This is a genomic window from Streptomyces sp. NPDC046122 (genome assembly GCF_056429965.1).
In genome coordinates this window covers 1-13031 of the sequence record NZ_JBWKLQ010000029.1, presented here as the reverse complement: position 1 = coordinate 13031, position 13031 = coordinate 1, and the positions used below count along the sequence as shown (strand labels likewise).

6 protein-coding genes are annotated in these 13031 nt (G+C 66.2%); 4 read left to right on the top strand and 2 right to left on the bottom strand.

All coding sequences use genetic code 11. The annotated features are described in order from the left end of the window. Positions 1 to 70 precede the first annotated feature (70 nt). Positions 71 to 885 (bottom strand): IS5 family transposase gene (locus AC07FK_RS33580; protein WP_479108695.1). Its coding sequence is split into 2 segments (ribosomal slippage): positions 71 to 543 and positions 543 to 885, totalling 816 coding nucleotides; the frame shifts between segments, so codons are not numbered across the junction. A 334-nt stretch (positions 886 to 1219) separates the two neighbouring features. Between AC07FK_RS33580 and AC07FK_RS33575 the strand changes: the two genes are divergently transcribed. Then, positions 1220 to 2341 (top strand): three-Cys-motif partner protein TcmP, encoded by a 1122-nt coding sequence (locus AC07FK_RS33575; protein WP_479108694.1) that lies wholly within the window; start codon positions 1220 to 1222, stop codon positions 2339 to 2341. Here the strand turns inward: AC07FK_RS33575 and AC07FK_RS33570 are convergent. Continuing rightward, on the bottom strand, positions 2331 to 3104 hold the full coding sequence (locus tag AC07FK_RS33570) for a DUF5131 family protein (protein WP_479108693.1): 774 nt from the start codon (positions 3102 to 3104) through the stop codon (positions 2331 to 2333). The two genes, AC07FK_RS33575 and AC07FK_RS33570, sit on opposite strands and share 11 nt — an antisense overlap. A gap of 434 nt (positions 3105 to 3538) precedes the next feature. On the opposite strand from AC07FK_RS33570, the gene AC07FK_RS33565 reads away from it, so the two are divergent. The 3 genes from AC07FK_RS33565 (at position 3539) to AC07FK_RS33555 (ending at position 12975) form a co-directional block, all read left to right on the top strand. Continuing rightward, complete coding sequence (locus AC07FK_RS33565) at positions 3539 to 7189, top strand: PIN domain-containing protein (RefSeq protein WP_479108692.1); 3651 nt, start codon at positions 3539 to 3541, stop codon at positions 7187 to 7189. Between the two features lie 1773 nt (positions 7190 to 8962). Further along, complete coding sequence (locus tag AC07FK_RS33560) at positions 8963 to 10180, top strand: pentapeptide repeat-containing protein (RefSeq protein ID WP_479108691.1); 1218 nt, start codon at positions 8963 to 8965, stop codon at positions 10178 to 10180. A gap of 2201 nt (positions 10181 to 12381) precedes the next feature. After that, a complete protein-coding gene (locus AC07FK_RS33555; RefSeq protein ID WP_479108690.1) occupies positions 12382 to 12975 on the top strand; it encodes a hypothetical protein in 594 nt (197 codons plus the stop codon). Positions 12976 to 13031 lie beyond the last annotated feature (56 nt).

The following is a 13031-nucleotide window of genomic DNA, read 5'->3' as shown; positions in this document are numbered from 1 at the left end:
CATCGACGGATGCCTCACCTCGACCGGCCTCACACTCACGACCCCACGCCTACAACCTCAGTAAGAACTCCTATCGGAATGACTTCAGGCGTCGCCAGCAGATGAGTGCACATCCGAGGGTGAGGAAGGCTTCGTGGATGTCGTCGCGTATCTCCCAGCGGATCCGTAGGCGGCGGAACCAGTGCAGGTGGGCGAACGCACGTTCCACGAACCAGCGTTGGGTGCCTAGGCCGGAGCCGTGTTCGGTGCGGCGGCGGGCGATCAGCGGCTTCACGCCGAGCCCCCGGACCAGGCGGCGGTACGTGTCGTGGTCGTAGCCGCGGTCGCCGAGCACGACGTCGGGGCGGCGGCGGGGCCGGCCGCGTTTGCCTCGCACGGGCGGCACGGCCTGGAGGAGTGGGATCAGCTGGGTGACGTCGTTGCGGTTGCCGCCGGTGAGTGCGGCGGCGAGCGGGATGCCGGTGGCGTCGGTGATCAGGTGGTGTTTGCTGCCGGTTCTGCCCCGGTCAACAGGGCTTCGTCCCGTCTTCGCGCCCCTTTTAACGCCCGGATGTGGGAGCCGTCGACCACTGCCCGGGAGAAGTCCAGGACGTTGGCGCCGCGGAGCTTGGCGAGCAGGACCTCGTGGAGCCGGGGCCACACTCCGGCCTCGGTCCATTCGGCCAGGCGGCACCAGCAGGTCATGCCCGAGCCGAAGCCGAGTTCCTGAGGCAGGTGCTCCCAGGAGATCCCGGTGTGCAGCACGAACAGGTGCCCTGGAAGACCAACCGGTCCGGGTGCCGCTTTGCGCCCCGGATGACGAGCCCGACGCTCCACCTTGGGCAGCAGCGGCTCGACCACCGCCCACAGCTCGTCATCGACATCCCACGGCTTCGGCCGAGCCATCCCGCACCCCCGGATCAACGTTCCCGGAGCGATCCAACCACCTCGAAGATCATTTCGTTAGGAGTTCTAAGGGTGCATCAACGCTCGTTCGCCTGAGCCCTCAGCCTGTTCTGGACATGCCTGCGCAAGCAAGGACGGTGCCCGTCCCGCCATGACGCCGTCCGTTCCCTTCATCATTGACCCGCCGATCCCGTCGGTATCGGGCGGCGGCACATGATCACGGCAGCCTCGGCGATCCAGGGACGGGGCGCGGCGTGTGTACGCGCCCTTCCGCAGCACAACGCGTTATCGGACAATCACGCCATTGGCGGGGCGAGGGGAACGGGGTGGCGTCATGGGTGTGCTGTGGAAGCTGGAGCCGGCAACAGCAGCCAAGCACCGGCTCTATCAACGGTATCTGGACGCATGGTGGCCAATCCTGCTGCAGACCGCGCAGCGCACCGGCTACTCTCGCCCCAGGGTGACGCTCCTTGACGCCTTCGCCGGCCCCGGCAGGTACGAGGACGACGAGCCCGGCTCACCCGTGTTCATCCTCGATAGGCTGCTTCACCATCGCGCCGTCGACCGGATGAACCTGAGTCCCCAGCGCGTGCACCTCGTGTTCATTGAGAAGGACCGGGCCCGGCACGAGCACCTGCTGTCCGAACTGGCCGCCCACTTCGGCCCCCTGTCAGACCTGCCGGTGAAAGTCGAGGTGCGGCGGGGGGAGGCCGGGCGGGACAGTATCCGGCTGTTGACAGAGCTCGGCGCCTGGGGCCATCCGATTCTGGGCATATTCGACAGCTGGGGCAGCGTGAACGTGCCGCTCGAGGTGATGGGCCGGATCGCCCGCAATCCTTCCAGCGAGGTCATCACGACATTCGGGCCGAACTGGTTCAGTCGCCGCGAGGAGCTGAACGGTGACATCCTCGACACGGTCTTCGGCGGACGTAGCTACTGGACGCCCGCCGCCGAGGAAGCGCGGCCCGACGAGCGGTGGCGGGCGTGGCTCGGTACCTATCGCGGAGCGTTGCAGCGGGCCGGGTTCGGCTACCAGCTTCAGTTTCAGCTCGTTCCCCGCACGGGCCAGCCCCTGTACCTGGTCTTCGGCACCGGTAGCCCCAAGGGCCTTCTTGCTATGAAGGACGCCATGTGGAATGTGGACGACCGCGACGGCGAGAGCTTTCGCGACCCGCGGACCCGCGGCGCCGAAGCGGTCGGGCAGCTCGACTTGTTCCAGGCGGCCGAGCTCAGCGACCCGGAGCTGCTGGAGCTGGTCACCCAGCGCCTTGCCATGGGGCCTGCGGCTGTGGAGACGGTGGGGCAGTGGTTGCTGACCGAGACCGCGCGCTGGATGCCCAAGCATGCTTTGAAAGCGGTGCGGCAGATGCGTCAGGACGGCTCCGTGACGGTCCAGTCGGCGGGCAAGCTCACTACCAAGAGCTGGGTCAGCCTGCCCGTCGCGATCAGGACGTGACCGTGCCTGCGAGGTGAGCACGCCTGGGATAGTCGCGCACCTGCAAGTCGGTGGGGAAGCGCTCGATGTCTTTGTGCGCCTTGCCCCAGGAAGAGCCCAGTTGCTTGACGAATGCGGCGGTACCGGCCTGCCGGCACTGCTCGATCACGTCGGTGGCCCAGGCCAGGTCCATAGGTCTTGCGCCAGGCCCCGACTCGCCGCCGACGATCGCCCAGTCGATGCCCGTCAGGTCGAGACCGTCCAGCGGCCCCAGCAGCGGCTCGCACGACAAGAACCGCACGGCGGCTGGCACGAGCCGCAGATCATCGACCCGGGGAAGTTCCTTGCCGTTCTCCACGGAGACGCCCATCCACAGGTTCGCCGGCCAGTCCAGCCGGTCCGCGACCTGCCGCAGGCGCCGGGCCCGCTTCGTCAGCACCTGATAGGTGTGCTGCGGTGTCCGGGCGATGACATCGAACACTTGCCGCACATAATCCAGGGGGACGCGGGCGTGAAAGAGATCGCTCATGGAGTTCACGAAGACGGTACGCGGAGCGCGCCAGCCCAGCGGCACCGTCAGAGCGTCGGGGTGCACACTCAGACCGAAGCCCGGCCCCGAGGTGCGGGGGTCCCCGTCGTTCTGGTACTTGGCCGATCCCATGGCCTTCAACCGCTTGGCCAGCGTCAACGCGTAGCAATTGTCGCAGCCGGCCGAGACGCGGTCGCATCCGGTCGTGGGGTTCCACGTCGCCTCGGTCCACTCAATGGCGCTGCGGTCGCTCACCGGAATCCTCCCCCTGCTCTCGCCTGTGCCGCCGAGCCGCCTGCTGTGGGCACGGTGCGCTGCTTAACGATGCCCGCACCGCAGCAGTGCCGGGGCGAACATGCCGGTATCCGTCCCTAGCTGGAACTGCCCACAACTTCGGATTCGAACCTTCGTTTGAAACGTACTCGGCGGTGACTCTCAAGTCGACGGCATGGCGTTCACTACCGACGCGAAGCCGCTCGTTGGCGGACAGCCGGCAGCAACTGCCAAGATCACGCGATGTCTCTGACTGCGCCATGGGCAGGTCCTCCCCCGGGGCCCGCGACCACGAGTTGCCTGAGAATGCCTAGGACTGAAGCTGACAGTCGTGGACTGTCAGTGCCCGGCAATAGGCTGCCGAACGGTGCTCGTGCGGCCCGCGAGGGGTCGTCCGGCATGCCGTAGGAGGACGCGTGGACCCGGTTTCACCAGCGGTACTGGCTAAGTGGGCGGGGCCTGTGGCCAGTCGGTTCGCTGTTGGCGGCTTTCTGAAGATCACCCGTGTGCGACGGGTGGCGCGTGCTGCCGCCAAGAGAGCTGCGGTTGCGGGGCTGCCGATTACGAAGAAGTCGCTGCGCATCTGGTTGTCTCGGGCAGACACGAAGGAACAGCTGCGGCAGTGCACCGAGCAGTCCCTCAGTCAGGCGGCTCAGCGTTTGGCGTACTTGGTCCCCGGCTCCGATGACGAGCAGCGCCGGGCAGACTCGCTTCGGGTCCTGCAGATTGTGATGGAGGAGTACGTCGGTTCGGGCCCGCCGGCGGAGGCAGCGGTCTTGACCAGCGGGTGGGGGCGGCAGGTCACCCTGGAGGACGGAGCCAGAACCCGCGCTGCGGTGGGGGATCTACAGGATGTGGTCCTTGGGCGCATGGATGCGCGCACGGACTTCGAGATGGTCCTGCGCACTCTGAATCCTTGGTCAGCGCAGGAGGCGCGGCGCCTGGTGCCGGTGTGGCCGGCCGTGGAGACAGCGGTCGGACTCTTGGCCGGGGAGGTCACCTCCCGTGGATCCGTGGTGCAGCAGTGGGCTGACCAAGAACCGGCGTGGTTGCACAGCGCACCGCCTCAGGCGTTCGAGTGGCTGGGCCAGCTCGCTGCCGAATACGATGCGCGGCGAGCTGCACATGCATTCCTCGAGCGCTGCATCCAGGAGGGCGGTTACCCCCGTGACTTCCTGGTGGCGCTCGCGGCGCTGCAGGTGGGCTCCGGCGAAGAGCAGGAAACGCGGGACTACCTCGCTGCGTACGATGACATCTCCTCGCCTGTTCTGGATGCGCTCCGCGCTTACCTGGACCGGGACTGGGCCAGGTGCATCGAGCTTCTGGCTCGGTGGCAGGCTCCCCACGCGATGGGTCAGGCCATCAAGGTCCAGTTGCAAGCCGATGCGTACATGAATACCGGTCAGGTCGACAAGGCACTGACCGAACTACGGACTGCGGCAGAGGACGGAAGGTTCCCTGGAGTTGCCCTGGCCATGGCCCGAGTGCTGCTCCAGCGCGCCACTCATGGCCCCACCCGGAACAGGCTGGCAGACGCGCAGGAGGCGCTTGCCGTGTCCGTGCGGGCCAGAAACAGTCGCCGTGCATGGCACGGGGACAGCGTGGCCGCGACGCTCGTGGCGGTGCAGGCGGCCGTGCTGTGCCAGGACCTTCCCAAGGCATGGAGCCTGACGCAGCCGCCGCCGGACGGAGAGGCGTTGCCCCATGAGGCTGCCGACACGAGGCTGCGGGACCAGACCGCCCTAGTCGCGGCGCTCTCAGGCCGGGGCCGGGAAGCCGAACATCTGCTGGAGGGGGTGACGAACGAGTTCGTCCGAGCCCAGGTGATGGCGGTGATCGAGGAGTACCGCTCGGAGGGCGAAAGCGAAAACCCGCGAGTGCAAGCCTCGTGGCAGCAGGTGTGGAACGCGGCGCAATCCGAACAGGAACAGCTGGCGGCAGCCATAGGGCTGGCCGAAGCGGGAGCGGATCTGCCGGACCTTGCGCATCTGAAGACCGAGTACCCCGAGGTCGTCGCAGAGCTGGAGCTGCTCGCCCGCGCAGTGCAAGAAAGCTCCGGCGACGAGCTGGCGGTGCTGCGCGCCAACTTCACCAAGAGCCCGTTGATCGCGCTCAAGCTCGCCCACCGCTATCACCGCCGCGGTGACATCACCCTAGCCGCCGAAACTTTGCAGGGCGGGGCCGAACACTGGCGCGACTTCCGTTTGATGGCCATGGCCGCCAAATGCTTCCACGAGGCCCGCGAGTATGCGCAAGCACGGAACTGCGCAGACACCACACTGCAATGGGCAGGCCCCAACTGGGCTGGGCAGGGTGCCATGTATGCCGTGATCGTTGAGGCCGAGTCGGCCAGCGGCCACATGGACCGCGCCACGGACGCGGCCGTGAGCCTCCTGACCCTCGACCCCCAGGACCGCGACGCCCGCTGGGCCCTGGTCAAGTGCTACGCCACGCGAGCCCTGCGAGAGCAGGCTTGGCATGCCCTGACGGAGCTGGGCTCACCGCTGGAGCCCCGCAGCCGCGATGAAGCCCTTCTGTGGGTAGGCCTGGGTGCGCAATCGTCGACGGATGCGCACTTCATTGGCCATGCCCTGAGTCTGATGCAGCGCTGGCCGGAGGACGAGGAGCTCCTCGGTTTGTTTCTGGGGGCACTGCATATGCGCGCCGCAAGCCCCGCTCAGGGCTTGTCGGATCAGGAGGCTGAGCAACTACGCGACGCCACGACCAGTTACGTGGAACGCTTCCCCGACAGTTCCATCCTGCGGGCCGTCGAAGTGGGTACTGAGGGTGATCCGCTGGCCAACATCGCTGATGATCTGCGCCGCGCACACGAGAGCACGAAGGAGGCCCTAAGCAAGATCAGCCAGGCAGAACTGCCTCTGGGTGTGCTCACCAGGGTCACGAGTCGGACCTACGCCGAGTCCTGCATCCTTCGGGCCGCCGGAGTCGTTTTCGCGGCCGACCCTTCGCAGGCCCCGGCGGAGTCCCAAGCGGTGCAGACTGCACGCCGCGGGCGGGCAGTTCTCGACACCACAGCCGCCGTCACTCTCTCGCTGCTGGACGCACGCGTCAGTGAGCAGCTCATCGGCCACCTCCAGGCAGTCATCACCACCGACCAGCTTCTGGCAGACGCACTGCAAGCGAAGGATTCTCTGGCACTGCAGTCGGACATGACACTCGGCTGGGACGAACGCACCGCCAGCGCCACCCCCTTCGTCTCCAGCCCGGCCGACATGGCCGCGCGGCGCACCACCGCCCTGCGCCTGGTCGACATTCTTCACGCCACTGCCCGGGTCTCTCGTCCAGAGCTGCGCAGCCTTCCCCGCTTGCCAGAGGGCCGTCGCGGCACGCACTGGCTGACAGGTCTCGATTATGCCAAGGAACACGGACTTGCTTTGTGGTGCGATGACCGGGTCATGCGTGCCTTGGCACGGTCAGAGGGCGTAGCCACCTTCGGGACCCTCACCCTCATCGATGCCTGCGACAGCGCCGGGCAACTGGCGACCAACGAAGGGCTGGTCATCAAGGCCGAACTGCTGCGCCACTACTTCGTGGACATCCCCTTCTCTACAGAGCTGTACGGGGCCGCGGCCCAGGCAGACGGCTGGAAGGCACGAGCCGTTGCCGCTGCCCTGACACGGCCCGCCGTTTGGTCCGACCCTCAAGCAGTCTCCGGGTTCGTCTGCAACGCCGCTTCCCAAGTCGTCAGCTCCATGCCGCAAGAGGCCTCCGACTGGATCTGCGCCGCCTACACCGGCCTGCACCGCGCGTCATTGCCGGCGTTTCGGCTGCGGAACCTGACCGCCTTGTGCTGGCAGATCCTCACGCAAAGCTGGGTGTCGGTCCCCTCACTTCCGTTCATCCTCTCGGGCCTGCACGCCGGCGCGAAGACCGCCACCGATACCGAAGGACCTCTACAAGCCGCGCTCGCCCAGTACTACCGCGCCCTGGTCGAACAGCTGGGCCACATCGCCGCAGCCGACATGCTGATGAGCTTGTTCACTCTTACCGACGAAAAAGACAAAGCCACCGCAGCACGCATCGTGCTGACCTACCGCGATCAGTGATGAACTCACGTTTCGACACCAGCCCACAACCCGCACACTCCGAGGCGGCGTTCGCTCACACCGCCTCGGCACAGTGGACTCTGCTCCAGAGACCAATTAATGGTCATGAAGCAGCTCGCGCCTGGGCCCCAAGTCGGTAGTCGTGCTGCGGCGGGAGGGTTCCTGAGATGCTGATGACGCTAGCAAGCGGCCTGCTGGCCGCATGGTGGGTAGCGGGGTGACGCCGGCTGGCGGACTCCCACGACTGGGCTTCATAGAGGCTTTCGGGATCTGGAATGCCGGAGCGCAGCTGCACGTGCCGTGCCCAGCCCCGAGGCCCCTCGAGTGACACGAACTCACTCAACCCCACGCGGGTGAAATTGCAGAAGAGCCCCGCGCGAGCCGGTGTGCCTCAGTAGAGTTGGGAATCCGGTTGCTCGTCGTGCCAAGTCCTGCGCAAGCAGGGAGACCGCCAAGCAACGTTACTCCCGTCCTGGCTCAGTGAAGCCTGCCCCTCCGGCGGGGTGACTCGACGTGTTCCACAGCGACCGGCATAGGAATGCCGCTCGTTCCCGCGTCAGCGGGAGGGACGCCAGTCATCAGCGTGCCGCCATTCCAGTACTGCGACATCCTGTACAGGACGGCTCGTTGGCCCCCAATGCAGCGCCCCGCTGCGCGAGGTCCGCAGCCGGCCGACCTCTGCCCCACGCAGGCTGGAGTGACTCAATCGCTCACATGCGCTGCCGACGATGCAAGCCTTGCCGGAGCAGGGGTGACACGATCTTTCCCCGGTCGACTACGATCATCTCCGTCCAGCCCTGCGCAAGCAGGGACGACTCGATATCGCCGCGGCTTACCGACGCCAGCTACGGCCCCGCTCAAAGCAGCGGTGACTCCATCAGCGATGGCTGCCCCTTGGCTCCCTGAAGCCTCTACCCCGCGCCAGCGGGGATGACTCCATGATCGCCATCTGGATGCTGGTGTCACCGCGCTCGACCCCGCGCAAGCAGGGGTGACTCGCATCGCTGCCAGGTTACGTGCCAGGCCGGGCCCTGGACCCCGCGCAAGCGGAGGTGACTCCCCCTGGCGGTCAACAACTGCCTTCGTGATCCGGTCCTTGCTCTAGCGAGGGTGATTCGACGAGCACGATGATCTGAGCAATGTTGGTCGAAGCTGCCTTCGCCGGCGGGTGTCTTCATGTCCTCGGATCCCGGGCCACGGCATCATCGCTGGCTCTGCGTGCGGGAAGAGTACACACGGGCGAGGGAAGGTGCACCGCTAGCAAATCTTTCGCGCTACCGTCTGAAAGTCCCTACCTATGAGGCGCCCGCCCACAGTCAAGGAATCGCAAAGCGTTCCTAATAGACCAGGTCACAAAGCCTGAACCCCGCGCAAGCGGGGGTGGCTCGCCATCCACGCCGAGATGCAGGAGCGGCTGCGTCTGAACCCCGCGCAGCGGGGGTGGTTCGCTGACGCACCGGTCCAAGAGCGGAATGAAGGCCTGAACCCCGCGCAAGCGGGGGTGGCACCACCCTGATGGCCGCCAACTGCCCTCTGTGATCTGTCCCTTGCACTAGCGAGGGTGACTCGACGAGCACGATGATCCGAGCGATGTTCCAACCCTCAGCGCCGGTGGGTGCCGCCATACCCTCCGGTCGCTAGAGCTTGGTACGCCTCCGGAGCATGGGCAGCGCGCCTGCTACCCCCATACTCAGGACGCTGCCTGTACGGCGCAACCACGAGGCATGCTGAGCAGTCATGACAGGCATGAGTCCTCGTCTCCCAGGCCACCGCATGCAGCGTCGCGGTCTACGTTTGTTGCACATCGGCATCGTCCTGCCGGCTACGTTCCTCGCTGCGATAGCCGTCGCGGCGGGGGTGTTCTGGACAGGTTGGGACCTGCTGGGCGCGAGGGGCATGAAGACTCAAACGAAGATCGACTCCAAGACGCTGTTCGACCTCGTGAAGCTGTCCTTCGGCGTGGTCGCCGGTGCTGGCGCGCTCGTGGCGCTGGTTGTGGCCTACCGGCGTCAGCGTGTCGACGAGGACGGTGCCCTGCGCGATGCCACGCGCCTGCACACCGAGCGCTTCACCACAGCCGTCTCACAGCTCGGCGAGGACTCCCCCGCCGTGCGTCTCGGCGGCGTCCACGCGCTCGCCGGCCTCGCCGACGACGCCCCCACTCAGGACCTTCGCCAGACCTGCATCGACGTTCTGTGCGCGTACCTGCGCCTGCCCTATAACGCCGCAGTGAACCTCCCCGCCGGTGACGACGAAGCCCGACACGTCTACCTCGCCTTGCGCGAGGTCCGGCACACCGTTATCCGCCTCATCGGTAACCATCTGCGCCACCCTGCCGACCACCCTCACTCCTGGCAGGGTCATGACTTCGACTTCACCGGCGTCGTCTTCGACGGGGGCGATTTCAGCAAGGCGAACTTCTCTGGGGGAACCGTCCGCTTCAGCGGCGCAACTTTCTCGGGCGGAGTCGTCAGCTTCAACGACGCGACCTTCTGCAGCGGAACCGTCGACTTCGACCACGCATCGTTCACCGCAGGCACAGTTGACTTCCGTAGCGCGACAGTCATCGGCGGCAGCATCGGCTTTGAGAAGGCGACGTTCTCCGGCGGCAGCGTCCAATTCCTCTACGCACGGTTCTCTGGTGGTGTGGTCAGTTTCGCAGGGGCAGTCGTCACTGACGGCACTCTCAACTTCAACGGCGCGGGCTTCAAAGGGGGCGATGTCCACTTCAACGGGGTAGCGTTCACCGGAGGTGACGTTCTCTTCTGCCATGCCCGGTTCGTCGGCAGCTTGGTCGACTTCGACAGCGCCCGGTTCGCAGGCAGCGCAATCCACTTCAGTGGTGCTGAGTTCACCAGTGGCACCGTCGACTTCAGCGACGCAGAGTTCACCGGCGGCGACGTCGATTTCGGGAGGGCGTCGTTCGCCAGTGGCGTCATGACGATCGACGAGGCATCTGCAGGCTCAGCCGTCGTTTCTGGTCTTGCATAGGTAGTCGGTCGGCCACGCGGCGCCAAAAGGCTCAGCACAGCGGATCAAGACGATCCGGCCCATCCAGGCCGAGGCCCCTTTCCTGGCTGCCCCAGGTCGAAAGGCGGACGCCTGTCCATGGAAGGTCGCGCGGCAGGGTGGAGATCGTCGGCGAGCTGGCGAGCGGCGTCCTACCTTACCGGCACCGACCGGCCAACACAGCGCGAGCCGGCCGTCTTCGCCACGGCGACCCAGGATGAGCACCGGTGACCACGGGGGAGGTGACGCCACCGGTGATCGTTTCGGTGCTGTGGCGCCTGCGGACGTGTGAACCGACCCCTCGCGCTCGGCAGATACTGTGCCTGAGCCCTTCGCTCACGATTGGGCGTTGGCCCCGGTCCGTACGTGCGTCCTGGGCCCCCTCGTGCTGACCGGTGGTCACACCCCCGTGCGTTGCTCTGATTTGCATGGGCGCAGTGCCACAGCGCGTTGGCAGCTTTCGATCAGTTCCGCTACGAAACGACGCGCCGGAGCATTGATCGATCTCATCATCAGCACGGTGATGCATACCTGGCCGGTGCAGGGACAGGCCGCGCTGGTGGTCGCACTCGCGGCAGCCGACCTGTCCCAGGACGCAGAAGCACTCGCCGCCCAGGCAGCCGGCCAGGTGAAGTTGCAGAGGGCGCTGAAAACGCGAACGGATCAGAGATGCCCAGAAGGTGTTCTCACAGGCGTTCTAGAAGGACACGCTCTGCGCCTGGTGCTAAGGGCCGACGCCGCACACCTGCCGCCGTGCGCGCACTCTGTGATTACGTCCTGCAAGCTGGCGGGCTTCATCCAACTGGCTGCCGACCAGCCGCATGCCACGGCCTCCCGTGTGGTCCGCACCCCAGCAGTCGCACGCTTCTCTACGACGCCGCCTCGCAGGTCGTCAGTCCATGCCAGGCCTCCGACTGGATCTGCACCGCCTACACCGGCCTGCACCGTACGTCATTGCCAGCGTTTCGGCTGCGGCACCTGACCGCCTTGTGCTGGCAGATCCTCACGCAAGACTGGGTGGCGGTCTCCTCACTTACATCGTCCACTCGAGCCAACGGCGGCACGAAGATTGCTACCGAAACAGAAGGGCCCCTACAAGCCGCGCTCACCGCAGCCGACCTGCGAAAGTTACGCCGGGCGAGCGGAGGTGCTCCGCTGGCAGATCTCCCGCGCTATCGTATGGAACCCCGCACAAGCGGGGGTGACTCGTGGTTTCTGCGGTGAGGCAGCGGCTCGTCGTCCTAAACCCCGCGCAAGCGGGGGTGACTCGACTTCCTGGAAGTCCCACCGCTCCAGGTGTGCCTGCACACCGCGCAAGCGAAGGTGACGCACACACCGCCTCCACGCCGCGCTGCCCAGTGATGCAAGCCCTGCGGTAGCAGGGGTGACTCGCCCACCGACGCGCCTCGGCCGTTCCAAAAGGCATAGAACCCGCGTGAGAGACTCCGGTAAACATGGTGTGGCCCCGCTTAGTCCCAGGCCTTGCGCGAGCATGGGTGATCGGGCCGCCCGGGCACCGCCGACGGCTGCAGCCACTCGACACCGCGCAAGCGGGGTGACTCGACTCTGTTCGAGGTTCTGCGTTGGAGTGTGCCTTTGCCCTTCGCGAGCAGGGATGACTCGACGTCCCCCGGTTGCACGCCCGTCCCTGGCCAGCCTTGCGTCAGCAGGGCGAGTCGACGGGCACGACATGGGCATTCTCTGGCGCCAGCAAGGGGACGCTGGTGACGGAGCCGCCTGAATCGGGTCCTTTACGTCCTCGCCAGCGCCAGCGGGAGTGCAGTACTTCCCGGCGTCCATGTGCGCCTCGGCGACTGCAAGGCGGCCGGCGCGCTGTCGGGTGACTCTCGGTAGATGCTCTCGGCCTACCGAACTGGCACGTTTCCCGCGCCAGCGTGCCGCACCCGGTTGTCGGACCAGACTCATACTGTGAATGGTCCGAACTTCTGAGGCTGCTTGAGTTGGCCCCTGCCGTACGCAACACCCTCTTCCTTTTCCGCGGTCGTGCACTCGTGGGCGGCATTGGCAGCTCGCCAGGATTATGAGCTACCGGCAGCTGATGTGCCGCGAACACTACCGATGCGCGGCCGCCTGCTGAGGCGTACACGAGGATCCAGCTGTGATTGTCGGTGCCGCCCTTTAACCTGGCCTGTTCTGCCCAAGCACCGCGAGAGGTACCGAAGATGAGCGAGACCAACGCACCGTGGCGGCCGACGCTGCATGGCGCCAACATTGGACAGACGTCGGCTTGGATGGCGCACCGGAAGGTCGCTCTCGACGTGCACCGGATGCTCAACGAGGGCGATCCCGACCGCGCCGTGATCGACGCCCCGTACACCGTGATGGCGCTACGGCACGTGATCCGCGGCGTCACGATGGTCTGTACGCATCTGAAGACCGTACCGGCCAGGAAGCTGCTGGACGAAGCGCTCGCCGACTTCGATAGGGCGGTGCCGGGCGGCAAGAAGGCCCGGGACGTGATCGAGCACTTTGACGAGTACACGATGGGCATCGGAGACCTGCAGCAGCGGCGCGTGCGGCGGCAGAACCGGCAGCCCGACGACGGGCTGTCCGAGCAGTTCAACCACCGGCTTGAATGGAACATCATCGGGGACGAGCGCCAGCCCGTGTACGTGGCTGGTCCTTTCAGGATTGATCTTGTAACTGCCGAGGAGGCCGCCTTCCGGCTGGTGTGCGACGCGTACGAAGCCTTGCGAATGGACGAAGGGAGCCCCGTCCCCCGCGGGTGGACGTACAAGATCCAGCGCGGCTACTGAGGTTGTAGGCGTGGGGTCGTGAGTGTGAGGCCGGTCGAGGTGAGGCATCCGTCGAT

Coding starts and splice junctions, on each gene's coding strand:
- AC07FK_RS33575 (WP_479108694.1), top strand. CDS start 1,220: ATGGGTGTGCTGTGGAAGCTGGAGCCGGCAACAGCAGCCAAGCACCGG.
- AC07FK_RS33560 (WP_479108691.1), top strand. CDS start 8,963: ATGCAGCGTCGCGGTCTACGTTTGTTGCACATCGGCATCGTCCTGCCG.
- AC07FK_RS33555 (WP_479108690.1), top strand. CDS start 12,382: ATGAGCGAGACCAACGCACCGTGGCGGCCGACGCTGCATGGCGCCAAC.